Source organism: Cyanothece sp. BG0011 (assembly GCF_003013815.1).
GTDB lineage: Bacteria > Cyanobacteriota > Cyanobacteriia > Cyanobacteriales > Microcystaceae > Crocosphaera.
This window is the reverse complement of record NZ_PRLH01000001.1, coordinates 18811-45507: the sequence shown is the minus strand read 5'-3', so window position 1 is coordinate 45507 and position 26697 is coordinate 18811. Positions and strand designations below refer to the sequence as shown.

General features: G+C 38.8%; 21 protein-coding genes and 2 pseudogenes. 15 read left to right on the top strand and 8 right to left on the bottom strand.

Annotation, left to right across the window (positions count from 1 at the left end):
• The first annotated feature begins 20 nt into the window (after positions 1-20).
• From C4E06_RS00200 to C4E06_RS00135, 14 genes and pseudogenes are all read left to right on the top strand, one after another.
• The gene (locus tag C4E06_RS00200; RefSeq protein WP_107666228.1) at positions 21-1928 is read left to right on the top strand and encodes a Gldg family protein; all 1908 of its coding nucleotides are present in this window, start codon (positions 21-23) and stop codon (positions 1926-1928) included.
• Positions 1929-1951: 23 nt separating this feature from the next.
• Entirely contained in the window at positions 1952-2515 is a 564-nt protein-coding gene (locus tag C4E06_RS00195; protein WP_107666227.1) for a DUF4340 domain-containing protein, read from the top strand.
• Between the two features lie 105 nt (positions 2516-2620).
• Entirely contained in the window at positions 2621-4303 is a 1683-nt protein-coding gene (locus C4E06_RS00190; RefSeq protein ID WP_107666226.1) for a caspase family protein, read from the top strand.
• A 410-nt stretch (positions 4304-4713) separates the two neighbouring features.
• Positions 4714-6549: a hypothetical protein gene (locus C4E06_RS27245; protein WP_157951091.1), complete on the top strand. Its 1836-nt coding sequence runs from the start codon at positions 4714-4716 to the stop codon at positions 6547-6549.
• A gap of 127 nt (positions 6550-6676) precedes the next feature.
• A complete protein-coding gene (locus C4E06_RS00180; protein ID WP_107666225.1) occupies positions 6677-8083 on the top strand; it encodes a hypothetical protein in 1407 nt (468 codons plus the stop codon).
• A 149-nt stretch (positions 8084-8232) separates the two neighbouring features.
• Positions 8233-9051, top strand: a complete 819-nt coding sequence (locus C4E06_RS00175) for a hypothetical protein (protein WP_107666224.1) — start codon at positions 8233-8235, stop codon at positions 9049-9051.
• The gene (locus C4E06_RS00170) at positions 9026-9562 is read left to right on the top strand and encodes a Tfp pilus assembly protein FimT/FimU (RefSeq protein ID WP_107666223.1); all 537 of its coding nucleotides are present in this window, start codon (positions 9026-9028) and stop codon (positions 9560-9562) included. The genes C4E06_RS00175 and C4E06_RS00170 overlap by 26 nt, the downstream gene beginning before the upstream one ends.
• An 8-nt stretch (positions 9563-9570) precedes the next feature.
• Positions 9571-11019 carry a Tfp pilus assembly protein FimT/FimU gene (locus tag C4E06_RS00165; protein ID WP_107666222.1) on the top strand — a complete coding sequence of 483 codons (1449 nt, stop codon included), beginning with the start codon at positions 9571-9573 and terminating at the stop codon, positions 11017-11019.
• A 347-nt stretch (positions 11020-11366) separates the two neighbouring features.
• Complete coding sequence (locus tag C4E06_RS00160) at positions 11367-13385, top strand: M48 family metalloprotease (RefSeq protein ID WP_107666221.1); 2019 nt, start codon at positions 11367-11369, stop codon at positions 13383-13385.
• Between the two features lie 307 nt (positions 13386-13692).
• A complete protein-coding gene (locus C4E06_RS00155) occupies positions 13693-14295 on the top strand; it encodes a hypothetical protein (RefSeq protein WP_107666220.1) in 603 nt (200 codons plus the stop codon).
• A gap of 22 nt (positions 14296-14317) precedes the next feature.
• Positions 14318-14665 carry a hypothetical protein gene (locus C4E06_RS00150; RefSeq protein WP_107666219.1) on the top strand — a complete coding sequence of 116 codons (348 nt, stop codon included), beginning with the start codon at positions 14318-14320 and terminating at the stop codon, positions 14663-14665.
• Positions 14666-14776: 111 nt separating this feature from the next.
• Positions 14777-15928: a bacteriohopanetetrol glucosamine biosynthesis glycosyltransferase HpnI gene (gene hpnI, locus C4E06_RS00145; RefSeq protein WP_107666218.1), complete on the top strand. Its 1152-nt coding sequence runs from the start codon at positions 14777-14779 to the stop codon at positions 15926-15928.
• Positions 15929-15972: 44 nt separating this feature from the next.
• The gene (gene queG, locus C4E06_RS00140; protein WP_107666217.1) at positions 15973-16902 is read left to right on the top strand and encodes a tRNA epoxyqueuosine(34) reductase QueG; all 930 of its coding nucleotides are present in this window, start codon (positions 15973-15975) and stop codon (positions 16900-16902) included.
• 220 nt (positions 16903-17122) lie between these two features.
• Positions 17123-17807: pseudogene (locus tag C4E06_RS00135) on the top strand (HAD hydrolase-like protein).
• A gap of 67 nt (positions 17808-17874) precedes the next feature.
• On the opposite strand, the pseudogene C4E06_RS00130 reads toward C4E06_RS00135, so the two are convergent.
• The 3 genes and pseudogenes from C4E06_RS00130 to C4E06_RS00120 form a co-directional block, all read right to left on the bottom strand.
• Positions 17875-18436: pseudogene (locus C4E06_RS00130) on the bottom strand (response regulator).
• Between the two features lie 149 nt (positions 18437-18585).
• Complete coding sequence (locus C4E06_RS00125; RefSeq protein ID WP_198648172.1) at positions 18586-18879, bottom strand: hypothetical protein; 294 nt, start codon at positions 18877-18879, stop codon at positions 18586-18588.
• A 109-nt stretch (positions 18880-18988) separates the two neighbouring features.
• Positions 18989-19300 (bottom strand): hypothetical protein, encoded by a 312-nt coding sequence (locus C4E06_RS00120; protein ID WP_107666216.1) that lies wholly within the window; start codon positions 19298-19300, stop codon positions 18989-18991.
• Between the two features lie 268 nt (positions 19301-19568).
• Here C4E06_RS00120 and gyrB point away from each other — a divergent pair, with 268 nt between their 5' ends.
• On the top strand, positions 19569-21497 hold the full coding sequence (gene gyrB, locus C4E06_RS00115) for a DNA topoisomerase (ATP-hydrolyzing) subunit B (protein WP_107666215.1): 1929 nt from the start codon (positions 19569-19571) through the stop codon (positions 21495-21497).
• A 136-nt stretch (positions 21498-21633) separates the two neighbouring features.
• Here the strand turns inward: gyrB and C4E06_RS00110 are convergent, their stop codons facing one another.
• From C4E06_RS00110 to purL, 5 genes are all read right to left on the bottom strand, one after another.
• Positions 21634-21864, bottom strand: a complete 231-nt coding sequence (locus tag C4E06_RS00110) for a hypothetical protein (RefSeq protein ID WP_107666214.1) — start codon at positions 21862-21864, stop codon at positions 21634-21636.
• A gap of 199 nt (positions 21865-22063) precedes the next feature.
• Complete coding sequence (gene purF / locus C4E06_RS00105) at positions 22064-23557, bottom strand: amidophosphoribosyltransferase (RefSeq protein ID WP_107666213.1); 1494 nt, start codon at positions 23555-23557, stop codon at positions 22064-22066.
• Positions 23558-23802: 245 nt separating this feature from the next.
• Positions 23803-24021: a Txe/YoeB family addiction module toxin gene (locus C4E06_RS00100; RefSeq protein WP_107666288.1), complete on the bottom strand. Its 219-nt coding sequence runs from the start codon at positions 24019-24021 to the stop codon at positions 23803-23805.
• A 22-nt stretch (positions 24022-24043) separates the two neighbouring features.
• Complete coding sequence (locus C4E06_RS00095; protein ID WP_107666212.1) at positions 24044-24358, bottom strand: type II toxin-antitoxin system Phd/YefM family antitoxin; 315 nt, start codon at positions 24356-24358, stop codon at positions 24044-24046.
• Between the two features lie 24 nt (positions 24359-24382).
• Positions 24383-26689 (bottom strand): phosphoribosylformylglycinamidine synthase subunit PurL, encoded by a 2307-nt coding sequence (gene purL, locus C4E06_RS00090; RefSeq protein ID WP_107666211.1) that lies wholly within the window; start codon positions 26687-26689, stop codon positions 24383-24385.
• Between the last annotated feature and the right edge of the window lie 8 nt (positions 26690-26697).

The window sequence follows — 26697 nt, the reverse complement described above, 5'->3', positions numbered from 1 at the left end:
AAAATAAATTTTATTGAAATATGAAAAAGATAAGCAACTACAAAACTATTCTTAAATATTTATTCATTCCTGGGTTAATTTTAACCGTTGCAGGTTTAGTTCCTATTTTTATTACTAAAACTCAAAGTGTACTTTATCTCACTTTAGTGATTGTTGGTGGTGTTTGCTTATTTATCTGGTTAATCTACTTATTAGTAACAGGAAGAAGTTTTTGGCAAAAAAGATCAACACAAACAAGTACAAATGCGTTTGTTTCTGTCTTATCCTTGGTGATTATATTAGCATTAATTAATTTTATTGCAGTTCGTTATTCTCCTCGAATCGATTTAACTGAAACCCAACTTTACACTTTATCCCCAGAAACTCAAGAAATTGTTGAAAATCTAGATAAACCGACGAAAGTTTATGTTTTTGATAAAGACATAACTCCCCAAGACGAAGACTTATTAGAAAACTACCAACGGTACAATAATAACTTTCAATTTGAATTAGTTGATCCTGATATAAAAGTGGGACTTACTCAACAGTTTAATGTTCAATCATTAGGAGATGTTTATCTAGAATATGGAGATAAAAAACAATTAGTTCAAACTTTAATCGTTTTCAACCAAAGGGAACCCTTATCAGAAATCAAGTTAACCAATGCGATCGAAAAAATCCAGAAAGACTATATCCCAAACGTTTATATCTTACAAGGCCATGGAGAATATTCTTTAGAACCCTCTCCCGAAGGAAGTTTATCAGAAGCAACCAATAGTCTTGAAAGTAAAGGGTATGAAGTAAAACCCTTAAACTTAATAGAAAATGCCGGTATTCCTGATGATGCAGATGTCATTATTATTGCAAGTCCCAAACGTCAATTATTTGACCAAGAAGTGACAGCATTAAAAGAATATTCTGAACAAGGGGGTAACCTCTTCTTATTACTTGATCCTACCTCAGATGCAGGGTTAGAACCGATACTAAAAGACTGGGGAATTCAATTAGATAATCGTATTATTATAGACGGTTCAGGATCAGGAAATGTTGTCGGTTTAGGGCCAACAACTCCTTTTATTACCAACTACGGAAACCATCCTATTACAGAAGAATTTGCTAATAGCATTTCTTTCTATCCTATATCTCGTCCCGTTGATACTATTGAAGTTGAAAATGTCGAAGCAACCTCATTATTAGTCACTAACGAACAAATGTGGGCTGAAAGTAATTTAGAATCAGAAGAAGTTATTTTTGATCCTCAAGAAGATATTCCCGGACCTTTTGATTTAGGAGTAGCATTAACCCGTACAATTGATCAAGAAGTTGTCACTAATGATACAAAAGAAGACAATCAAAATAGTGAAACAAATGAAGGGATTGAAAACTTAGATGAATCTGAAAACAAGGAAATAGAAAATAACAATAATTCCGAACAAGAAACGGAGGAAGAAAATCAGTCAGATTCTTCTGATAATCAAGTTAATAATAATACTGAACAAGAAAAGGATGATAACAATAGTGACACCATTAATAATCAATCTGATGTAAATGAAGAGGAAACAGAAAATATTAATAACTCCGACTCATCCGTTAACAATGAAACCACTGAAAAGCAAACAGAAGAAAACACTTCTAACCCTTCTAATAATGAGCAAAATAATAACCCTGAAAAAGAGAAAATAGAGTCTCGTTTAGTCATTATTGGTAATTCCACCTTTGCTACTGATAGTTTATTTAATCAACAATTAAACGGAGATGTCTTTTTAAACTCTGTACAATGGTTAAGTAATCAAGATGATCAACCCTTATCTATTCGTCCCAGAGAAGCGAAAGATAGAAGACTTAATTTATCCCCTGTACAAGCTAATTTAATCACCATATTGTCATTAGGGGTTGTTCCTTTGTTAGGTTTAATTGCTGCTGGAATAACCTGGTGGCGAAGAAGATAAAATTAACAATAAAGAGGTTAATTATGAAGTTAAAAAATACCACATGGATTTTATTAGGAATTGCCATTATTCTAGGGATTGGGGTTTATGTCTATGAATTGCAAATTAATCCCCAACAAGAACAAATTGAAGCTACCAACAAACAACTATTTACCTTCGAGGAAGATGACATCAAAGCATTAACTATTCAAAGCAAAGATCAAACCTATAAATTTGAGAAAACCAGTGATGAAAATCAACCTTGGCAAATGAAAGAACCCCAAGATACAGTTGCTAATGATGCAGTGATTTCTTTTTTAACTAATCTGTTAGTTACCAGTGAAAGTGAGAGAAGTTTAACCGTTCCTGAAAATCAAAAAAAAGACTATGGTTTAGAGAAACCCCTAGGAACAATTATCATTGAACTTGATAATAACAAACAACATAAAATAATTTTAGGTCAACCCAATTTTCAAGGAGAATTATTATATGCTCAAATTGATCCCCCTTCCTCATCATCAGAAGAAATAACCCTTAATTTAGTTCCGAAAAATTTTCAGTATGCAGTAGATAGACAACCAGAAGAATGGACTAAAAATAATCAATAAATTTTCAGATTGTTTTTATAATCTCATCAAGAAATAGGGAACGGTATCTTTGTTTAATAAGTCTCATCAATAAGATGGGGAAACAAAGAAAAAACCATAGTTATTATGAATAATTTTCGTGCTATATGTATCGGAATAGAAGACTATTTACATTATCAACCTTTAACCGGGGCTGAAAATAGCGCACAAGCACTTTATCGCTATTTCTTTGAAGAAGCTAAGATCCCATCCCATCAATTATTATTACTAACGGATACCTCTCCCTCCCCAGGAAAACGTTCAACTTATCCTAACCGAGATAACATTTTACAATGGATTAATGATAGTTTAATTAAAGTTGAATATTGTTGGTTTTTCTTTCAAGGATACGGTATTAATTATCAAGGAGATGACTACTTACTTCCTATTGATAGTAACTTAAACAGTATTCCCCAAACCGCCATAAAAGTGCGATCGCTTTTTGAAAAATTACAATATAACAGCCAAAACTTACTAATTATTCTAGACTTACAAAACCCTTTAAAAGATGGTAAACTAGGACAAATTACTTTAGACTTAGCTCAGAAAAAAAACATTTCTTTAATTTTTTCCTGTCGTTCCCCTGTCTATCAAAGCATCAGTGCAGAAAAAAGTATCTTTATTAGTGCATTAACCGAAGCCTTGCGCTATTATAGTCATCATTTAACCCTTCATAAGCTAGACTGCTACTTAAAAGAAAGATTAAATCCTTCCCATCAAAAGAATTTTCCAGCCATCGCCCTTCCCATTATTATTAGTCCTGAAAAAGTTCGCCATAAACCCCTATTACCCATTTCTAAAAAGCAAGTCGTCAACCCTCAAGAAAATAAAAATTTATCTTTTAAAATTCAACACAAGTCCCCTCAAACCCCTGAAAAACAGCCCACAAGCACCCTAATTTTACCTAAAGTACCACCAACCCCTTTTAAGCCCCAACTATCCTTAAATATCCCTCTGACAGAAACTAATAATAAACCCATTTCTACTGCTGTATCTTCTGTCTCTTCAACATCAAAAACAACGACTCAAACCCCACAAAAGTCACCTATTAGAAAATACTTATTATGGATAGGAGGAATATTAGGAATAACAGTCATTTTATGGTGGATGTCTCTGAAAATTCGTCAACATCTTAACACCATTAATTACCAAAAAATACAGGAAAATCAACAAATTTTAGACTATGGGAAAATTTCCCTAAGTATGCAGCAAGCATCCCAGTTAAATGAAGCCATTAACTATGCTCGACAAATACAGCCCCATACAGCCCTGTATCAGCAAGCTCAGGTCAAAATTAAGCAATGGAGTCAAATGATCCTAGATATAGCTCAAGGAAGGGCGATTATAGGAGATTTTCAAGGGGCGATCGCAGCCGTTAAACTCGTTCCTCCCGATAATCAACAACTTTATAACTTGGCACAACAATCTTTAAAAGAGTGGCAAACCCTTAGTCAAAAACAACAAGATAATCAAGTTTTAATCGAAGCTGCCCTATCTTTAATTGAACCCAACCAAGCATCATCTTATAACCGAGCCATTAGACTCCTAAAACACTTAGATAAAAAAGAGTTAGGCTATCATCATGCCAGAAAACTCATTGAACAATTAAGTAAAAATATATATCAATTAGCTCAAACCAGGGCCCAACAAGGACAATTAACCTTAGCCATTGAAACCATTGAATTAGTTCCTAATGATACTCAAGTGTATCCAATGGCACAAGAAGCAAAAATAAACTGGCAACAACATCAGAATCGTTCATCTAACTAAGATATTAATTCCTTCAACTCACATCTTGCACCTTCCTCTATCCCCTAACCCCCCACACCCCCCTTTAAAAGGGGGGCAGGGGGGGTTAGGGGCAGGGGGGTAGGAAACCAGCAATCTCAGTAAGATTACGTAATCAATACCTAAACTTAACGGAATCAATCTTTTGTCGACAAAATTTACTGAGGATTATAGGCGCAAAAATCCTTAATTTTACTGTTTTTATTTAATAAATTCATAGGAATAATAGAGAAGTGATCACTATCACTAAATTATTGCCCATTTAATCACTGCTATTGGTGACCGACTCTCTGATAATAAGCACCAGAGCTAGGGGGTAAAAACTAGCTCTATATTGTCGTAGTCAGTGCTGAATACTACCAATATTTTATAGTAACTTTAGGACAAAAATTATGAATACCAGATACACAGAAACTTTTTTGTTTCTCTCTCGCCTCTCCCGTAGAAGTAACAAAGGGTTTGCGTTAGGATTTGTGTTAACCGCCGGCGTTCTCATGGCAGCAACCGGGGCTGTTATGTTACTCAGAAGCAGTAGTGAAACAGAAAAAATAGCTGCTCAAGAAGCAACTGCTAAAGGTAAAACCACCGGAGAAGTTGCCATTGCCAGAATACAATACCTCTTAGGGAAATATCCCTTTTTAGCAGAAATGGAGATGGATGATTGGCAGAATGCAGACGTTGAATCTAAACTAGAAGCACAGATTAGAAATACTTGTGAAGGTCAAAGTTTAACCCAGTCAGAAATTGATGCCAAAGTGGACGAAGTTAAACAAGAAATTGGTAAATATACTGAAAAAGATGGCACAGATTATAAATGGTTAAAGATGGATGAATCCAATCCTAATCAAGGCCAATTTAGATTCACAACCTTTCAACCAGCTATAGCTGGACAAGAGATGGGAACCTTAACCATTGAAGCTAAGGCCAATGTAGATAATGATTTAAAAGAAGCCCCCACTCGATTAGAAGTTAAAATCCCCCTCAGTGAAAATGAGGTGGAGATCGAAGCAGGAGACAGTCCTGGGTTGTGGGTTCAAAACGGCAGTGGTTTAGATGATATTGTTGCTGCTCACGTTTGGATAGGCAGTGGTGGCGATGATTGTAGTGTAACTGATGATGCAGCTAAAGTCGCTGAAATTAATACAAAAGTTTTTGGTAGTGGAGGGGGTCTTGCTGAAGCCATTAAAGATGGAGAACTCCCATCAGGTACGACCTTTAAACTCGCTCAAGTTGCAGAATATAAGTTTCCTGATGAGAAAACATTACAAGAAACTTATAAAAAACAAATCACTGATGTTGGTGTCACCCCTATTGATATTACTTCAGCTTTAGCAAGTAATCCTAAGCAAAGTCCTTTGGATACTATTGCTCATGGGATGAATGAATTTTTTGATAAAACATTTAATAATATGTTGGGTGGTGTTGCTTTAGCTAAAAATAACAAAAATAATAAGGGTAAGGGTAATAGCGGTAGTAGTGGCAGTAGCGGTAGTAGTGGCAGTAGCGGTAGTAGTGGCAGTAGCGGTAGTAGCGGTAGTAGTGGCAGTAGCGGTAGTAGTGGTAGTAGTGGCAGTGGCGGTAGTAGCGGTAGCTGTGGAACCCAAGTTGATGCCAGTAAAAACGGAGATTGGACAGTATTTCCTCGATCCAGTGATACAGCCACTCGTACCCAAACTCTAGATGATGGCACAACACTGTGTATCTATGACTATAAAGTTAACAACAGTCTTGGAAGTGTTAAAGCTGCTATCAGAACAGTAGATGCTTCAGGAAATCGTCAACGAGTCATTTTCCACCTTTACGGTAACGTCGACAAAAATACAGAAATTGCTCATGTTGGCGATGACAATATTAATGGCATCAAACAAGCTTTCAAACTACCTGACTGTACAGGTTCTTGTAAACCCGTTGACTTCCAAGTTTGGGGACACGATACCACCTCTGTTTGTATGAACGGAAACAAAAAATTCCATGCTTTTCTCTGGGCCCCTAAAGCCGATTTAGGAATGATGGGAGGTGGCGGCGGTAAAGGCGGACTTAATGGCGTTGCCTTTATTAAAACGTGGAATCAAACCTGTGGTTCTAATAGTAAAAGTGGGGCCCATGTCGTTCAAACCGGAGATTGGTTAGACCTTGGTATCGAAACACCAGAGCCTACACCACCCATGACCGTTGGGCAACCAGCTAATGTCAAAACCATAGAATATCACTCCAGCGATCCCGACTAAGCAGTAATTAATCTAGTCATCACAAGTTCGGAGTTCGGAGTCGAAAAATTTCTACAAGATTATCACTCCCTACTCCCTGCTCCCTACTCCCTACTCCCTGCTCCCCACACCCTACACCCACACTCCCATGAATGCCAGATTAAAACTCCTTTTAATAAACTCTAATAACAATCAAGGCATGGCCTTACCTTTCGCCCTCGGCATTGGTGTGGTTATGATGTTAGCCGGAACCTTGATGATTGTCCGATCGCAAACCAATCAAAGCCATGTGCAAGCACAACAAAGCACAGCAGAAAGTATGAACGCTGCCGAAGTTGGAGCCACTCGTATTTTTTCCTTGTTGAATGAAAACCGTTACCTGGCTATGTATCCTGACTGTGACACTCGAGATACGAACGGACTCTGTAGCGATACCGGAACCACCCCCAGTTGGGCCAATGCGGTTAATGTTCCTAACCTGACTGTTTGTGAACCGTCCAAAGCAACAGAAGTCCGAGACATTGCCCTTAACCAAGACTGGCAACCCATCGATCCTAATAATGCCAAACAAGGAGAATATCGCTTACTGTCTTATGAATATGCCAACCCTGGCGTTGCTCCTGGTGAGGGTAAATTAACCGTAGAAGGACGAATTCGGGGCGATAACGACCTGACAGGTTCCGTGAGTCAACTAACCGTAGAAATTCCCGTTTCTCCCGGGCCAGTAGAAGATACTCCCATTCCTGGAGTCTGGTTAAACGATGACCCCACCGACGGTACAGGAGGAAATGGGATTCAAGGGGATGTGTTAATGGGAAATTGTAACTTAACCAAAGACCAACTTGACAACCTCAATGTTACAGGAACCGATCCCCAAACCGGTCAACCTTACCAAGCTAAACACACTAACATACAATTCCCTGAACCCCCTGAAATCCCTTCGACAGCCATTTATTTAGGAGTCGTCGGAGAAAACAAAGATGGAACCTTAGCTGGCGTTTCAGGAGACATTACCTTACCCAGAGTTGGAGACACTCCTATCAGCAAAACCATTAACAATAGAACTGTTGACGTTTATGAATACGAAGTCGAAGACATTAACTTTGATTCTGGTTCCCATTCCCTAACCATCGAACCCGGCAAAAAAGTTACTTTGTATCTCAACGGCAGCATGATAGTTAAGAGCAACAGTGGCATTACTCATAGTTGCACTAATACCGACGGGACTCCTATCTTTGGTTGTTCACCCACTGACTTTAAAATTTATGGTCTTGGTGATTCGACAAACACCATTTGTACAGCAGGAAATAAACGCATTGAAGCCTTTATCTTTGCTCCTGAATACGCCGTAGGAACTGCAGGAACTGGAGGCGGGGAAGGGGGGATAAAAGGGACTGTTTGGGCAAAAGAATGGTCAAACAATAAGTCTTGTGGTTCACAAACGAGCAACACGGCGGTAGTTCAGACCGCAAGATGGGAAGACTTAGGATTAGAACCCACTAATACCCCTCCTCTGTTATCCAATCAATCCAGTTGGAAACGGAACCAGAGGTAACTATAGCAGTACAAACATTAGTTAGGACATTTTTTGTATCTTTAATTGTCATTCCGAGGAACGAGGAATCTCTGTAACCCCCAAACCATAATGAGTAGTGCTATAGAAAAACCCATGACTCATTTTACTGTTGTCCAGGTACCAATACCATGAACAAACTACTATTTACTCTCATCCTTCATCGCCCAAAACCAAAACCTGATCAAGGGTTTAGTCTTTTTGAAGTTACCATCGCCATTTTAGTGTCCTCAGCCTTTTTAATGGGAACCTTACAAGCGATGACCATTAATGCTGTCATGCGAGTTAAATCAGAAAGACAAGCTCAAGCTAACTTTTTGATTCAACAAGATATCGAGAAGTTACAGGCAACTGCTAGCAACATGGATCTCGACTATATCGAAACCAGTTCCGTTCTGAACCCTGATGGTGATGATCGCTCAGCCCTCTGTTATCCTTTTTCTCTCAATATGGAAGATGTCCGTTTTGGGGCTTATTTGGTTAGAGAATTGGATTCAGTGTTAGCCAATGATAGCAATCCTGATACTAAATCTGATCCAGCCATTAATTCCAATACAGTTTTTTCATCAGCCTCAACTTTTAAGCAATTTAAAACCGATGCTGATGGCAATGTTCTTTATACCAATAAAACACCAGTATTAGACGAACAGGAAGACTCTGTCGCCGGTACTGCAAAAACAGCAGTTGTTCAAATTGTTCGTGATCAGAACACTCTCATTAATAAAGACTATCGCCTTGTCAGAATCATGACCGTCGATAGTGCCACTTCACACCAAGTTTTACAAGTTTATTACCGAGTCGGAGAACCCTATGACCCCACCGATCCCAATCAAACAGATAACGACAACGACAAACTACGGGACGATCAATCTGATAGAAAATCAATCATCGCCGAAAACTATACCGAAGTTATTCCGGCCGCTGTTGCTGAGTGCGGTTTCTCACCCTAACCGAGGGGTTACCCTTTTAGAAATCATCATTGCTGCGGTAATTACAGGGGTTATTGCAGCGATCGGTGCCCCTAGCTTAATGGGAATGCTACAAGGGGATCAAGTTAAACAAGGACTCGATCAAATTCAATTGGCCTTACAAGATGCCCAAAAACAAGCAATCCGTAACTCTAAACAATGCACCGTTACGATCCAGAAAAACACAGGGGATGACTATTTTTCCCTTGATACCGCCGATCCAAGTTGTTTAGGTGGAAGTGAGAGAGAATTACCCGATACCGTTGACATTGCCATGACTAGCACAATGGATGCGGGTGTCACTTTTTCTTTTAAAGGGAATATGGCAGGTACTGGTAAAACCATTGTTGTTAAACCCAAAAAAGGACAAGGCGTAAAAAGATGTCTTGTTATTACCCAAGGACTCGGCATTATGAGGATAGGCATTTACGATGCCAACGCATCTGATAATCCCCCCAATGGAGAAAATTGCAAAAAAATCACAGAATACTAAAAAAAATCATGTTCAAAATTTACCTAAAACTCTTACAAAAACATCAACCCTCTGCTGGTTGGACTTTGGCTGAATTGATGATTGCTGCTGCCATGACCCTTGTGGTAGTCATGGTTGCCGGATTCGGTTTAGTCACAATTTTACGAGAAAATAAAGTGGCCAATGCCACCGGAGAAATGCAATATGATCTCAACAGAGCCACTGAGTTTATTTCTGAAGAAATTCGCAGTGCTAAAACCATTGAGCCGAGATTAAGCCAGGAGTATTTAGAAGAATTTGCCCCAACGTTTTGGGCAAAATACGGTACAACCAAAACACCCGTTCTCGCTCTCAAAATTGATGGAGTCTATGAACGAGTGATTTATTATGTTGACGAAGTTGCTGACGATGAAATTTGGAAAGGGCCTGGGGTCATTAAACGTTTTGGTCCAGATTTTAACGAAAATGGCGATCATAAGGACGAGCTAAAAAGAGATCCTAGTGCCTGGAAAAGTCTTGCTCTTGTGGACATGATGACACTAGACTTAAAAGATGATCAAAAACAGTGTCAAAACTTACCCCCTAATGTTAAAGACACAGATGATGAATATATTGCCAGGGATGATGAGCTTAACGAGTGGTATCGTCTCCCCCAAGCAAAAGCCGATGTTCAAGGATTTTTTGTTTGTGTTCGGGAAGATAAAGAATTAGCGCAACTTAATATTCTGGGGACGACTTTGGATGAATTCCAGCATTTAGGCTATAACAAAGACGATATTGTCACAAAAGAGAAAAAAACCCGTTATTCCGATAAGATGGAGTACACCGTAGCGACTATGGTCCATGCTCGCTCAGAAGTTATTGGTAGTAGTGGGGAAAGTGTACCCCGTTATAATGTTAAGTCATCTGTTTTATTTCAAGAAAAGGGTCAAGCAACGATAAAAGTTCTCTATGCTAATATTCCCTGTTCAGATGATGTTACTACCAGTAGTGATATAACAACTAATTTTTATATTGCCAATCCAGAGACTGGTGCTGTTGATCTAGCTGCTGGTACAGTTAATGGAATAGGAGAAGGTCCTGCAGTTACCTTTACTAAAGACTACAAGGCCAATGCTCATATAAAAGAAAATACTCTTTGTAGTAGCGATTATCTAAAGTATCAAATTTCAGCTAATGATCAAAATCATATTAAGTTCGCTACTAACGATAACAGCGATCATACCAAGTTAAACCAGATTATCCCTACTCCATCGTCAACCATTGTTAATAAGTTAACCCAAGAAGGTTTAATTAAAGAAGCTTCTGATGGTTCTTACGATTTTACGCTTCCTGATAATATCGTTCTCTATTTTGTAGAGTTTGAATTTGTCAAAGATGAACCCATTCCTGATGGTAGTGGTGGATGGACGTTTGAAGAACAAACTGATCCTCCTCATTTTGATGATGCTGTCTATTTAGTAGAAATGACCAAATAGAGTTAAGAAAAATCTTTAAGTACATTAAGTCAAAAGAAGACTATGAATTTTTCAACTGAACCAAAACCTTAATGTTTATAGACTCATAGCACTACCAAAATAGATTTGGATATTGTCTAACTACCATTTGTCTTGTACATTCTCCTAAGTTTAGTCGGTAGTGCTATAGCTTGCATTTTTTTACCATTAAAATAGAAAAATAAGAGTGAGAAAATAGACAATTTTAGACTCTATGTAATATTTAGGAATAGTCTTAAGCAATTTTAACAATAAAGTTGTCAATTATTAAGTAAAAATTGGGTACTTCTAAGATATAGACACTGTGATCAAATCTTTAAAGGCAACCCATGTCAATAGATTTACTTAATGAGGGACTACAAGCCTTACAAAAACAGCAATATTCCCAAGCTGTCAGTCTGTTAGGGAATTTTTGTCAAAATTATCCCGATCGCAATTCTGAATTTTACGTTCAAGGATTAATTGCCCTAGCGAGGGCTTATCGGGGTAATGGACAACAAGATAAAGCTATCACTTTGGCTCAAACCCTACAAAAGCATTCTAACCGAGAAATTCAAGAATGGGCTAAAAGCTTTTTATCCATCGTCAATCAAGACGATATGAGGAACAATGGATATAATAACGAGCCTGAGTTTACTAAAATAGCAGGAAGAGCGAGTCAAACTGGTATCAGATTAATGATGCCGAAAATCGCCGATAGCCTCAATTTTGCCTCTAGTTTTACCATTATTCTCTTGCTAGGGATAGTTTTATCCCTGTCGTTAGGGGTGTTTTTAATTTTTGATAGTCAACATCCACTGTTAGGGTTGATAATTTCTGTGGCAGTTACCCTGGTGTTTAATGGGATAACATTTTTTCTCTCTCCCGTGATCATGGATTTTACCCAACAATGGCTTTATAAGACCCGTTGGGTCAATTTAGCTGAGATTAAACGACACAGTCCCGAAACAGCAGAGATGATTTTACGGGTGTGTCGAGAAAGACAATTAGCTCATCCCCGTTTAGGAATTATTGATGACCAAAACCCCACTGCTTTTACCTATGGTTCTCTCCCAGGAAATGCTCGTTTAGTGGTTAGTGAAGGCTTATTTACTTATTTAGATGATGATGAAATTGCCACGGTTTACGCCCACGAATTAGGTCACATTGTCCATTGGGACTTTGCCATTATGACCTTAGCTTCTACGTTAGTGCAGATTACCTATTTAATCTATTTATTTGCCCGTCGATGGAGTGATAGAGGCAACAGTGATAATAGATTAAAAGATGGCTTAAAAGTTGCTTCAATTGTCGCCTATTTCTTTTATATTATTGGCACTTATTTGATGCTTTATTTATCTCGAACCAGGGAATATTACGCCGATCATTTTGCTGCTGAAGTAACAGGTAATCCTAACGGAATATCACGCGCTTTAATTAAAATTGCCTATGGCATTACAGAAGAATTTCAAAAAAATGCAGAATCTAGTCGATTACTCGAAAGCACTCGCGCTTTAGGAATTTGTGACGGAAAAAGTGCTGCTGCTGCGGGAACTATTTATCGGAGTAGTGCTGATGTTCAACGGTTAGGAAAAGTTTTTGTTTGGGACTTATTTAATCCTTGGGCAAAATTAACCGAATTTAATTCAACTCATCCCTTAACCGGGAAAAGAATTCAAGCTTTATCTACCTATGCTGAACAAATGGATATTGGTTCTCAGTTTAATATGGCCAGTGTTATTAAAGAGGGGAATAAATTAAATAAAAAGAAATTAATGACGACTTTTCTCATTGAGTTGATTGTTAGTAATAGTCATATTCTTGGCGGAATGATGGGCTTAATAATCGGCTTGGTGTTAACTATATCTTTGCAAAACTATAAACTATTAATCAGTTTTATGGCTTTGGGGTTTGGTTCAGGATTTATTATTAAAACCATTCTACTCTATCCCGACTTTAAAAAAGCTCAAGACTCCGATATTTTTACCTTGATGTGTGATCCCTATGGTAGTCCAGTCAGGGGTAAACCCGTTCGACTCAAAGGCCAAATAATTGGTAGAGGAGAAGCTGGTTATACTTTTGGTTCGGATCTAAAATTACAGGATAAAACTGGGATTATTTTCACTCGTTATGTCTCTCGTTTTGGTGCGATCGGTAACTTCTTTTTTGGTGCCACTCAAGTAGAAAAACTCATCGGAACTCCTGTGGGAACCGTAGGATGGTTTCGTCGGGGAGTGGCTCCTTGGTTTGATTTTACGGAGTTATCTAATAAAGAAAAAACCGTCAAAAGTTATCCTCGGTTGAGCGGTTTTTTAACTGGCTTAATCATAATTCTGCTTGGCTTGATTGTTCCCATTATAATTCATTAATTTGTTAAGTATTGAAAATTAACTTAGGTCAAATTTATTGAGTTGAATCCCTTGAAACAGGAGACTTTCTATGACCTATTTTGTGGTTATTTCCCACAATGAGCCGAGAGCCTGTCTACAAAGTCAATGGGGAAACTGAGCAGGCGATCATCAAGGGACTAAGCAAGGGATTATTGATATTGATGATCTTGATGACATTGGTGATTTTAGCTTCACTATTCGTAATTGTATGAATGAGCTTGTTGTTTAACTTCAAATTAGTTAGAATCTCCTTAAATATATTTATATTCAGATAGACAAATTTATCATGGTTAAGAAAGCGGTAAAAAAGTTTATACTACCATCTTTAGTTGCCACCCTCGGTGTGTCTGTCCTTATTGCAACAAGAGCTGGTTCTATTTCATTTTTCGGCAATAAATCCAACGATCTGACTGGTGATACTCCTTTCCAAAACAGGCTATTTTCCTTTGAAGAAGATCCCCTCACGGGAGGGATTACGAATTTTACGGACATTGGCTCGATTACCCTTGATGGCACGACAATTAATACAGATGGATTAGCCATCAATAAGTCAAATCAGCTATTTACCTTTCAATTAACTGATAACAACACCACATCTCGACTGCTCACTCTTGATAAAACCAATGCAACAGCAACAACTAACAACAGTGTTATTTTAAATAATCGAGAGATTCGCGGGGCTGTCTTTGATTTTGATCAAACTCTTTTGGCACTTGATGCCTTAAACGATCAATTGCTGAAAATCGATCCGTCCACAGGAGGAATAGTAGGAAATCCACTGAACTTACAGTTAAATAATACCCCCTTTGATCTGTTCAACAATACTGATATTGCCATTCGGTTCGATGGTATTGACGGGAAGAATATTTTAAAGACAGTTTTTTGTTAGTAGCAGAACTGACATCTACAGTTTGAATACGGCATCTGGGGAACTAACCCTACAACACACCGCACCGAACATTGGTATGGCAGGTCTAGCGTTTAGCGATCAAGCTAATAGTAATGATAGTCTCTTTGCTTTTGATATAGCTAACAGAGCCGAACCGCCTGGTAATGCCGATGATCTGTTTAAATTTGACACAGGAAATAACTTTGACGAAACTATCTTACAACTCGATATCTTGCCAGAGTACAATGCTGGACGGGGTGACCTAGCAGCCAGAGTCAATGTTGAAATTCCCGAAACTTCAGGGGTTGCAGGCATTCTTCTTTTTGGGGCTGGTTTATTATGGACAGGTGTACGCAATAGTAACCGATGATTGGTTTACGTTTGTCTCCTAATCATGACAACCAAAATAATAATCTTTTTTAGAATATCATTAGCTGATGATAATCGCGTTGTGTGAGGACAATTACAATTGTTATTCAATATGATTGATGGCTTGCAAGGGCTTTGTTTGATTCCCGTTGTCGGTGGATCAATTTTTTCGTTATTAACGGTTGCGACGGTTAAACGGTTTTTTGAACGATTTCCTCATCAAAATAACCATTTCACTCCTCCCGTCTCTGTTTTAAAACCAGTGAGGGGTCTAGAAAAGAATCTTAAACGCAATTTACGAACCATTGCCACTCAGGATTATCCGAACTATCAAGTGATTTACTCGGTTCAAGATCCTCAAGATTCAGCTTACCCTATTTTAAAAGAGATCCAAAGGGAGTTTGGTTCTGAGCGCATTTCTGTGGTAATTAGTAATGTTGAAGCCGGGGCAAACGGTAAGGTTAACAACCTCTTAGGAGCGATTGAAGAAGCCCGTCACGATATTATTATCATCAGCGATAGTGATACTAATCTACGCCCTGATTATATCAGGAATATTGTGAGTCCTCTGGCTAACCCCGATGTCGGTTGTGTGTGTACTCCGTTTAAAGTGACAAAAGCAGATAGTTGGTATGAAAAAATGGAACTATTGACTATGAATGCCGACTTCATGCCCAGTGTCATGTTTGCAGAGATAACAGGGGCTTCTAATTCTTGTTTGGGGCCATCCATTGCCATTCGTCGCTCAACCCTAGATAAATTAGGGGGTTTAGAAAGTTTGGCCGATTATTTAGTCGAAGATTATGAAATTGGACGACGGGTATGGACTTCAGGACAAAAAATGGTTCTCTTACCCTATATGATCGATGTGGTAGTAGACCTAAGTAGTTGGAAAAATTGGTGGAGTCATCAGGTATATTGGGATCAAAATACCTATTTAGCTAGACCTTCTGCTTTTATTTCAACGGTTTTAATTCGTTCGGTTCCCTTTGCTTTAATTTTCGCCCTGTTAAGATCGGATTTAATCGGACTGGGAATATTATTGACCACTATCGTTATCAGAATGATCAGTGCTATGATGGTAGCCCAGACGATGCAAGATAAAGAAACCATTAAAAATCTATATTTACTACCCTTTCGTGATGCAGTGGGTTTAATTTTTTGGGGGTTAGCCTTTACTCAACGCACTGTTATTTGGCGCGGGGTTGAATTTAAGTTAACCAGTCATGGCAAAATGGTCAAACATCGTTTAATTCAAAATTGATCTTGTTGTTGATTATATTCTCTTATGAGAAGGGAATTTCTAAAATGCAAGAATTAACTGAAAAAATTAAACAAAAAGCCCTTGAAATTGGCTTTCATAAAGTGGGTATTGCTAGAATTGATACTAACTATCAAGATCACGCTGTTGCTCGTCTTCAAGCTTGGTTAGCCCTCGGGTATCAAGCAGATATGGCCTGGATGCATAACCCAAAACGATTTGATATTCGTCAATGTATGCCAGATGTTCAATCAGTGATTTCCGTTGCTCTTAATTATTATACCCCTCATCAACACTCAGAAGATAAAAAACAGGGTAAAATCTCTCGCTATGGATGGGGACGAGATTATCATAAAGTGATGCAAAAAAAGCTCAAAGCTTTGAGTCAATGGTTAGAAAATGAAGAGAATGGGGTTAAAATCCGTTACTATGTTGATACTGGACCCATTCAAGACAAAGTCTGGGCGCAACGATCCGGGATCGGTTGGATCGCTAAAAATAGTAACGTTATCACGAGAGAATATGGAAGTTGGGTCTTTTTAGGGGAAATTTTAACGAATTTGAACTTAATTCCCGATAGGCCTCATACAGAACATTGTGGCACTTGTACGCGATGTATAGAAGCTTGTCCGACTGATGCGATCGCTCATCCTTTTGTGGTAGACGCTAATCGTTGTATTGCTTACCATACTATCGAAAATCGCGACGAACAACTTCCTAAGGCGATCGCCGATCATTTACAAGGATGGGTAGCAGGATGTGATATTTGTCAAGAGGTATGTCCTTGGAATCAGCGATTTTCTCAAGAAACTGATCTTTCGGATTTTCAACCTTATTCTGGAAATATTGCCCCAGACTTAGAAAAATTAGCCGATCTAACCGAGGAAAAATGGCAACAACAATTTCCGGCCTCTGCACTCAGAAGAATTAAACCGACTATGTGGCAACGGAATGCTCGTGCTAACCTAGAAGAATAGGGAAATTAACTTATTGCACATTTGGCCAGAGATTAGAACTTGTTTGGTTCTCTATTTCCCTCTATGCCTATTTTCTCTCTAGTCTTAGGCTGAACCATATGACCCTGTGTCCCTATCTATTTTAGATTATCTGGAGTGATAGTTCTTTTCTTGAGGGAAAAGAAGCAATAAGTCTCATTTCTCTTACCACTCTTACTCTTCATTGTTAACCCGCAAAAAAATGACACTCAAAGTAATTGTTTTTGATTTTGATGGGACTCTTGCTGATACTTATGAGGCTTTTATTACTATTGCCAATAGTTTATCAGAAGAGTTTGGTTATAAACCTGTTGATGAACAAGAACAGGAAAAACTTAAAAATCTCAGTGCAAGGGATCTCATTAAACAATCAGAAATTTCTCCCCTTAAAATACCGTTTGTTTTGAAGCGAGTTAAATCTGAACTTAACCATAAAATCAAAGACCTTGAACCGATCAAGGACATTCCTGCTTGTGTCAAACAATTAAAGAATAAAGGCTACACCTTAGGAATTATCACCTCTAATGCTGAGGATAATGTCATTAGTTTTCTCAAAAATCATGAATTAGATCAATTATTTGATTTTATTTACACAGGGTCGACCTTGTTCGGTAAACACAAAATTATTAAAAATCTACTCAAAGAAAAAACAAATTCTTCCCCAGGAGTTTATGTATATCGGGGATGAAACAAGAGATATTAATTCTGCTAAAAAAAGCCATGTCAAATCTGTTGGGGTAACCTGGGGATTCAACTCTAGTGAAGCATTAGAAAAAGAAAAACCAGATTTTCTCATTAATCATCCCCATGAACTCATAACCATACTAGACCATTATCAATACAATATCTTGGATGATTCCTCTAAGGTCAATCGTTTGATAATATAAGGGTGATTTAGTAAAAATTAACCCTTGCTAATTAAGAAGCAATAGCAAGGGGATATTATCTCAAAGTCTACCCTTTTTGTCTGAGAAAACCTAAAACTTGTCTGAGTTGTTTCTTGAGTAGATCAATTTCCCCTTGCATGGTGTTAACTTGTTCACGAAGAGAAATAACTTCTTGGGCCATAGCAGCCGTATCGTTTAAATTTCCAGTAGATTGAGGCGCGGAGACTGGTGATTCTTTGGGTTTAGGATGCTTTCTAGCTTTGGCCATGGCATCTTTAATGGCCTCAAGTAGCTGCTTTTTTTTCAAAGGGTTTTTCGATGAAAGAAAAATATTCAAAGGGTTCGGTAATTTTTTCGACGACCTCTTCTTTTCGCCCTGACATCAAAACCAGGGGAATTTTTTTAAGATCATATTCTTTTTGTACTTCTTGATAAACATCCCAACCACTCATTTTCGGTAACAGGAAATCTAACATGATTAGGTTGGGTTTTTCGCTACGGATGAGATTGTATCCTTCAACACCATCTTTGGCTTCGAGAACTTTAAAGTTGCCTTCTGGCAACATATCTTTAACCCGCATCCGGATCACTTTACTATCATCAATGACGAGTATTTTATGAGTTGACACAGTAAACTCCCTTATAAGCGTTAAGTCAATGGTCTTTGAGGTAATTGATCTTCACCCTTAACGGTGATAGGTTGGTTATGCCTCTCCTTTAAGATTCCCCAAAATTCCTTTAAACTAACAACCTTAGTCGGAAAAATTGTATCGAGTGGTTATTGACTTGAATTGGTTTGTTTTTCGGCTGCTTCTACGGCGCGATTGAAAAATTCATTGGTTGTTTCAAATTTAACTTTAATGCTGTCTTTTTCTTGATCTCCTTTTAAACTTCTATATTCTTCTTTTTCTTGGGCAATAAATTGGCTGACGGTTTTATAAATAGTCTCTCTAGTATTGGTACTCACTTTCCCGACAGAATTGGGTAAGACTTTATCTCCCACTAAAATAAAAGCAATGACAAACACCATACTTACCTGTAGAAGAACTCCTAAATTAATTGAAAGTTTCACAATAATTGACCTACAAAAACTAACTTGATTATTTTTTTTCCATAACACTGTTATAGTTCTTTTTCTTATTCTCAACAGTGAAATCTCTCAAAAACAACTGTGATAAAGATCAAGGGATAATGGGTAACGGCACAAAAGTTTTTAGCATTTTGCGAATTTTTAATAAAAAGATCAGATTTTGTAACTTTGAGTCAATTTCAGGGGGATAGGGACTTTGGGCTAATTTTTCTCGAAGTTGAGCATATTCGGCTGCAGTTAAGGGTTCTCCATTCATCGGCGATCGCCCTTCGGTGATAATTTCTGTTCGTAAGACTTCTTCTGGAATGTCCTCCGGTGGAGGCAAAGCAACCCCGATCTCTAAAAAGATCATGGGAAGAGCGACACTTAAGGGAATAACCCGATAAAATGAGGGATAGACCATGATTATAATTCCTCTCTAAACCAGTCTGGGGGTAAAGTTGTCTAAGGGATACTATGAATCGTAACAATTTTTTCCCATAACTATGAATAGACGTAACCGTAACGGGTAAATTATGGTTAAAAGGGATTTATTACTTATCTACACCTCACAAAATAAATATTCTCATTTCAAGTTTAAGCAGCCTTTAACCCTTATGTGTTACAATTTTTGAAGATTTTGCCATTGAGTCGGCATCAGCCACCTTACAAGCCATTATCAAGGAAACTCCATGACCACAAAAAGTAATTACGGTGCAGAGCAAATTCAAGTTCTTGAAGGGTTAGAACCCGTCCGCAAGCGTCCAGGGATGTACATTGGAACCACTGGTCCGAGGGGACTTCATCACCTTGTCTACGAAGTTGTGGATAATTCCATTGATGAGGCTTTAGCTGGTTATTGTACCCATATCGAAATTGATATTAACGCTGATGGTTCCGTGACAGTGACCGATGATGGTCGAGGTATCCCCACTGATGTTCATCCTAGTACGGGAAAGTCTGCCCTAGAAACGGTAATGACCGTTCTTCATGCTGGCGGAAAGTTTGGAGGGGGCGGTTATAAGGTTTCAGGAGGGTTACACGGTGTGGGTGTCTCCGTGGTTAACGCTTTATCAGAATGGGTAATTGTTAAAGTTTGGCGAGATGATCAGGTTCATACACAACGGTATGAACGGGGCGTTCCTATGACTGATTTAGAAACAAAGCCAGACAAGGATCACTCGACCGGGACTTCCATTTCTTTCTTACCTGATAAAACAATATTTACTGTAGGAACTGAGTTTGATTATAGTACCTTGGCAGGAAGATTAAGGGAATTAGCTTATCTTAATGCAGGGGTAAAAATAACCTTTACAGATAATCGAAAAGAAGAACCCCATGTTGAAAGTTATTGCTACGAAGGGGGAATTAAGGAATATGTCACTTATATGTGTCGGGATAAAGATCCCCTCCATGAAGATATTATTTTCGTTTCAGGGGAAAAGAATGGGACACAGGTAGAAGTCGCCTTACTCTGGTGTGTCGATGCTTACAGTGATAACTTGTTAGGGTTTGCTAATAATATTCGCACCATTGATGGAGGAACCCATTTAGAGGGGTTAAAAACTGTCCTCACCCGAACCATGAATAATGTTGCTCGTAAACGCAACAAATTAAAGGATAATGATTCTAACTTAGGGGGTGAAAACGTCCGAGAAGGGTTAACGGGTGTCATTTCGGTTAAAGTTCCCGAACCAGAATTTGAAGGGCAAACAAAAACGAAATTAGGGAATACAGAAGTTCGGGGTATTGTTGACTCTTTGGTAGGGGAAGTGTTAGGCGAATACTTAGAATTTAATCCCCATGTTGCTGATAGTATTATTGAGAAAGCGGTACAAGCTTTTAAAGCAGCAGAAGCCGCCAGACGGGCCCGAGAATTAGTGCGTCGTAAGTCCGTTTTAGAGTCTTCGCCGTTACCCGGAAAATTAGCCGATTGCAGTACCAGAGATCCCGAAGAATCAGAGATTTTCTTAGTCGAAGGAGACTCCGCTGGCGGTTCAGCAAAACAAGGAAGAGATCGACGGTTTCAAGCGATTTTACCCCTTAGAGGTAAGATTATTAATATTGAAAAAACTGATGATGCGAGAATCTACAAAAATAACGAGATTCAATCTTTAATTACGGCCTTGGGGTTAGGCATAAAAGGGGAAGAATTTGATCCGGCACAATTGCGTTATCATCGTATCGTGATTATGACCGATGCTGACGTGGATGGGGCGCATATTCGGACTTTGTTATTAACCTTTTTCTATCGCTACCAACGGTCATTAGTGGATCAAGGCTATGTCTATATTGCTTGTCCTCCTTTGTATAAAGTAGAGAGAGGGCGCAACCATGTCTATTGTTATAACGAACGACAATTACAGGAGCATATTAATAGTTTACCGGCTAATGCTAATTATAGTATTCAACGGTTTAAGGGGTTAGGGGAAATGATGCCTACCCAACTTTGGGACACAACCATGAACCCAGAAACTCGTCGCATGAAACAGGTAGAAATAGAAGACGCAGCGGAAGCCGATCGCATCTTTACTATTTTAATGGGCGATCGTGTCGCCCCAAGACGGGAATTTATCGAAACCTATGGGCCTAAGTTGGATCTTAATGATTTAGATATTTAAGCTTAGTCCGCTTTTGGGGTGAATTATTCGCCCCAAATTAATTATTATAGCTTTTCTTACTCTAGTGATGATTGATCATCAAAGCTAATTCTTAAGTCTTAGCTTTTTTGTTTAGTTATTCCAAATTTACCAATTATTAATTATCAACCGAGTTCCATAATACACCCTCATGGGGAACCGTTGGTGCTTCCGTTGAAGACGAAGTAAAGAGAAACCCATAAATAAGGGGTAAGGAACCTAAAACAAATGAACTTAAAACCACCAGGAGGATGATCATGACAGGGTTGTCTTTATGTTTGCGTAGGGTTCCGTTGGTGGCAACAATCTGATTTTTAGCGTTTTTGAGTTCATGAATATTAACGTGCATTGATTTTTCCTGTTATGTTAATGTTCTCTGACTCTATTTTATAAAAAGTAGTTAAAGTTACATTTTATTTTTACAAAGTGTAATTATTGCTACAGAAAAAATATTTTAATGAGAATTGTGATGCGACCAAAGAAAACCCTAGTACAACTAGAATAAATGTACTAGGGTAAAGGGGATTATTGTTCTTAAAAGCTGATTATTAAGCGTTGACTTGTTCTAACATCAATTTAGACCGCTTGATATCATCAGGAATCGTAATGGGATAATCCCCTGTAAAACAAGCCGAACAAAAACTATTGGGATCTTCTCCTGTCACCTCTAACATTCCTTTCCAGCTTAAATAGGCCAAAGAATCAACTCCGATCTGTTCGCAAATATCAGCAACGGATTTTCTAGCCGCAATCAGTTGACTTTGGTTATCCGTATCAATCCCATAAAAACAAGGATGGGTAACTGGAGGAGACGAGATCCTCATGTGAACCTCTTTCGCTCCTGCATCTCGCAACGCTTTGACAATTTTTCGGCTGGTAGTTCCCCTAACAATGGAATCATCCACCATAATCACCCGTTTGCCATTTAAAACGTCTTTGAGGGGGTTTAACTTCATTTTAATCCCCGACTCTCTCATGTGTTGGGTGGGTTGGATAAAAGTCCGTCCCACATAACGATTTTTAATTAATCCTTCCCCGTAGGGAATACCCGACACTTGAGAAAAGCCAATAGCGGCAGGAATACCAGAGTCAGGAACCCCCATAACTAAATCGGCTTTAACACAGGATTCTCTGGCTAGTTGCTGTCCTAACCGTACCCGATAACTGTACAAGGTTTCATCGTGCATCAAGCTATCAGGACGGGCAAAATAGATCATCTCAAAAATACATAATTTTCGTTGGGGTTGTTTTGCCCAATGAAATGAAGATAACCCTTCTTCTGTGATCCACACCAGTTCACCGGGTTCGACATCTCTTAAATAGTCGGCCCCAATAATATCTAACGCGCAAGTTTCTGAAGCAAGTACATAACGCCGGGGATTATCGTCTAAGGTTCCGATCACCAAAGGCCGAACACCGTTAGGATCTCTCACCCCCATTAATCCTTGAGGGGTTCCAATGACTAAACTATAAGCCCCCGAACACAGTTGAAAGGCACTAATGGCAGCCTCTAACCAGTCTTTCCCTTGATCTACTGCTTGGGCAATGGCTACGGCAATCATCTCTGAGTCAGTGGTGGTATTAAAATCACAACCCCGTTGTTCTAGGGTTTGACGTAATTCTAGGGTATTGACAAGATTACCATTATGTGCTAATGCTAAATTACCAAGGCGAGTGGTCAAAACGGCGGGTTGAGCATTGGCTTTATGGCTTGATCCGGTGGTGGAATAGCGAGTATGTCCTACCGCCAGGGTTCCGGTTAGTTTATTTAAGATTTCTTCTTTGAAAACTTGAGACACTAACCCCATGTCTTTATGGACGTGAATCACATCGTCTTCTAAAGTGGCGATGCCGGCGGATTCTTGGCCACGGTGTTGCAAAGCGTATAAACCAAAATAAGCCAGTTTCGCCACTTCTCTTTCGGGGGCTAATACCCCAAAAACGCCACAAGCTTCTTCCGGCTTATCTAAGGGATAATCGTCACCATCAAAAGATGAATCTAATAACTCATAGGTGGGGGAAGGTTTTTTTTTGGCACTCATGTTAGGGGTGAACTCCTGAAAACAGTGTTAGGGAGAATTTTAGGGTAACTTCTGTAAAAATAATAAAGAATTCTTAACAAATGTTTAACTTTATCTTAGCAGGGTATTGCCAAAAATAGACCATAATAAAACATTAGATTATATTAGCGATCGCTTTATATTTTAGCGAATTTGCTTAATTCAAGTGGGATTACTTTGATCCTAACAAATATCTTGAGTTTGGCTTTTAGTACAAAAATATTGATTTATCCATAGTGATATCTTGCTGCTAAAAACTGAATACAATCATCTTGGACCCGATAAATCAAACGATGTTCTTGAGTAATACGACGAGACCAGGCATTAGCCTCAATATATTTTAAAGGTTCAGGTTTTCCTATGCCTGAAAAGGGATTTTCTGTAACTGCTTCTACTAAATCCAAAATACGAGAAACGGTTTTTTTATTCGTTTTATACCACCACATTAAATCCTCACGAAACTGTTGATCAAAAATAATGGCTATAGGGTTCTCTTTCAATACCTAATTCCTCACAAAGTTCCTCAACTGTTTGCCCTTCTTTAGGTTGAGAGTCTCGTTTTATAGAACGTTCAATGGCTGCAAATAAACGTTGAGCATTAGCTGGATTCCTTAATAAATGAACAGTCTCTAATAAGCTATTTAATTCCTCAGCCGATAACATAGCAATATCTTTATGTCCAGGGCGAGTAATAATAGCAATACTATTATCCATCTCAATTTGATTCAGTAAAATCTCTAAATTTTCTGATGCTTGTTGATAGGTTTTTTCAATGGATAACATGAGTTACTTTCTCCTAATTTAGCATTAACTTTTTAATCTTCTTTCAATGGCATTCGACCACACATTAATCATTTCTGTGAGTTCTAGATTAATGATAGAGGACTTATCGGATAATTTAACATCGAGTTGCTTAGATTTCACCTGACCAATTTTTTGCCAATTCTTGTCTAAGTTTCCCTGTAGATAACTTTCCCATTCTTGCTGGTTTTCGGGACTTACAGATACAATAATTTGTCCACAAACCTCTCCAAATAGTAAACTATCTAACCGTATTTTTTCTTGATTATTTAGTTGAATATCTGCCCCTAAATTACTACTAATACAACATTCAGCTAAAGCAACGGTTAACCCTCCGTCTGCACAATCATGAGCCGATTTTATCCAACCTTGACCAATCCCATCCCGACAACTTTTTTGTACTAAACGTTCTGTTTCAAAGTCAACTTTTGGAGGTTTTCCTGACACAATATCATGAACAGTTGCTAAATATTCAGATGCGCCTAAACTGGGCTTATTGTCAACCCCTAATAAATAAATAATATCCCCTTCATTTTGCCAACCTTGACCACAAACTTTAGTAATATCCCGTATTAATCCCACCATTCCTATGACGGGTGTGGGATAAATTGGGGTTGGGTTTCCTTGACTATCAACTGTCTCATTATACAAGGAAACATTTCCCCCCGTCACAGGGGTATTCATTTCTTTGCATCCTTGAGAAATTCCTTGACAAGCTAAAGCCAATTGCCAATAACCAATCTTGTTTTCAGGACTACCGAAATTCAAATTATCAGTAATAGCTAAGGGTTCAGCCCCCACACAACTGAGGTTTCTGGCGGCTTCGGCTACGGCTGCTTTTGCTCCTTCTAAGGGGTCTAAATATACATAACGGGAGTTACAATCAGTGGTAGCAGCCACCCCTATTTTACAAGTATCAGGTTTCGCATCGATAGGACGGACACGAATCACCGCAGCATCGGCCCCACCAGGTAAAATAACGGTGTTATTTTGCACTTGATGATCGTATTGACGATAAACCCATTTTTTAGAGGCAATAGAAGGAGTATCTAAAAGGGTTAATAAAATATCATTCCAAGTTTTTAATTCTCCTTTAATTTCTATCCCTTCTGCTGTACAACTGGGCAAACTATCTTCTGTCCATTCCCATGCTTTTTGGGCATATTCGGGAGGCGTTTCTAATAATTCTCGATGATAAATTGGGGTGTTATCGGCTAACGCATTGGCAGGAATTTCGGCGGCAATTTCTCCTTTAAATAGTATTCTAACGATGGGTTCTTTGATAACTTCTCCTGCTACCACTGCTTGCAGTTCCCAACGATGAAAAATATCAATTAATTCCTGTTCTCTACCTTTTTGAGCGACAAATAACATCCGTTCTTGAGACTCTGATAAGAGGTATTCGTAGGGAACCATTCCTGTTTCTCGCACAGGAATTTTATCTAAGTCTAATTCGATGCCAACTCCTCCATTTGCGGCCATTTCAGACGTAGAACAGGTAATTCCGGCTGCTCCCATGTCCTGGGCTGCTACCACTGCCCCGGTTTTAAATGCTTCTAAACAGGCTTCAATTAAAGACTTTTCTAAGAAAGGATCACCGACTTGTACCGCCGGGCGATCATCCATTGATTGATCCGTTAATTCTGCACTAGCAAAACTTGCTCCTCCCATGCCATCTCTGCCGGTGGTTGACCCTACATATAAGACAGGATTTCCTATTCCTGAAGCCCCAGATTTAACGATGTCTTTTGTCTCCATTAAACCTAAGGCCATAGCATTAACTAAGGGGTTGCCATTGTAAGCAGAATTAAAGTAAATTTCTCCCCCAACTGTTGGCACTCCCACACTGTTTCCGTAGTGGGATATTCCTTCAACAACGCCAGCAAAAATACGTCTGGTTTTGGCATTTTCTAAGTCTCCAAACCGCAGGGAATTTAAACTGGCAATGGGACGGGCCCCCATAGTAAAAATGTCCCGTAAAATGCCTCCGACTCCGGTGGCTGCCCCCTGAAACGGTTCCACGGCAGAGGGGTGGTTATGGGACTCTATTTTAAAGGCTAATCTTAACCCTTCTCCTAAGTCTACAACCCCTGCATTTTCTCCTGGCCCCACTAAAATGCGATCGCCTTCGGTGGGAAAGTTTTTCAACAAGGGACGGGAATTTTTATAACAACAATGTTCTGACCACATGACCCCAAACATCCCTAATTCTGCTTTGTTGGGGTGTCTTCCTAACCGTTTGACGATTTCTTCATATTCAGAAGGTTTGATGCCTTCTGCTGCAATTTCTTCGGGGGTAAAGGGGGCGGTCATAATTAATA

Coding starts and splice junctions, on each gene's coding strand:
- C4E06_RS00200 (WP_107666228.1), top strand. CDS start 21: ATGAAAAAGATAAGCAACTACAAAACTATTCTTAAATATTTATTCATT.
- C4E06_RS00195 (WP_107666227.1), top strand. CDS start 1,952: ATGAAGTTAAAAAATACCACATGGATTTTATTAGGAATTGCCATTATT.
- C4E06_RS00190 (WP_107666226.1), top strand. CDS start 2,621: ATGAATAATTTTCGTGCTATATGTATCGGAATAGAAGACTATTTACAT.
- C4E06_RS27245 (WP_157951091.1), top strand. CDS start 4,714: ATGAATACCAGATACACAGAAACTTTTTTGTTTCTCTCTCGCCTCTCC.
- C4E06_RS00180 (WP_107666225.1), top strand. CDS start 6,677: ATGAATGCCAGATTAAAACTCCTTTTAATAAACTCTAATAACAATCAA.
- C4E06_RS00175 (WP_107666224.1), top strand. CDS start 8,233: ATGAACAAACTACTATTTACTCTCATCCTTCATCGCCCAAAACCAAAA.
- C4E06_RS00165 (WP_107666222.1), top strand. CDS start 9,571: ATGTTCAAAATTTACCTAAAACTCTTACAAAAACATCAACCCTCTGCT.
- C4E06_RS00160 (WP_107666221.1), top strand. CDS start 11,367: ATGTCAATAGATTTACTTAATGAGGGACTACAAGCCTTACAAAAACAG.
- C4E06_RS00155 (WP_107666220.1), top strand. CDS start 13,693: ATGGTTAAGAAAGCGGTAAAAAAGTTTATACTACCATCTTTAGTTGCC.
- hpnI (WP_107666218.1), top strand. CDS start 14,777: ATGATTGATGGCTTGCAAGGGCTTTGTTTGATTCCCGTTGTCGGTGGA.
- queG (WP_107666217.1), top strand. CDS start 15,973: ATGCAAGAATTAACTGAAAAAATTAAACAAAAAGCCCTTGAAATTGGC.
- C4E06_RS00120 (WP_107666216.1), bottom strand. CDS start 19,300: ATGGTCTATCCCTCATTTTATCGGGTTATTCCCTTAAGTGTCGCTCTT.
- gyrB (WP_107666215.1), top strand. CDS start 19,569: ATGACCACAAAAAGTAATTACGGTGCAGAGCAAATTCAAGTTCTTGAA.
- C4E06_RS00110 (WP_107666214.1), bottom strand. CDS start 21,864: ATGCACGTTAATATTCATGAACTCAAAAACGCTAAAAATCAGATTGTT.
- purF (WP_107666213.1), bottom strand. CDS start 23,557: ATGAGTGCCAAAAAAAAACCTTCCCCCACCTATGAGTTATTAGATTCA.
- C4E06_RS00100 (WP_107666288.1), bottom strand. CDS start 24,021: ATGTGGTGGTATAAAACGAATAAAAAAACCGTTTCTCGTATTTTGGAT.
- C4E06_RS00095 (WP_107666212.1), bottom strand. CDS start 24,358: ATGTTATCCATTGAAAAAACCTATCAACAAGCATCAGAAAATTTAGAG.
- purL (WP_107666211.1), bottom strand. CDS start 26,689: ATGACCGCCCCCTTTACCCCCGAAGAAATTGCAGCAGAAGGCATCAAA.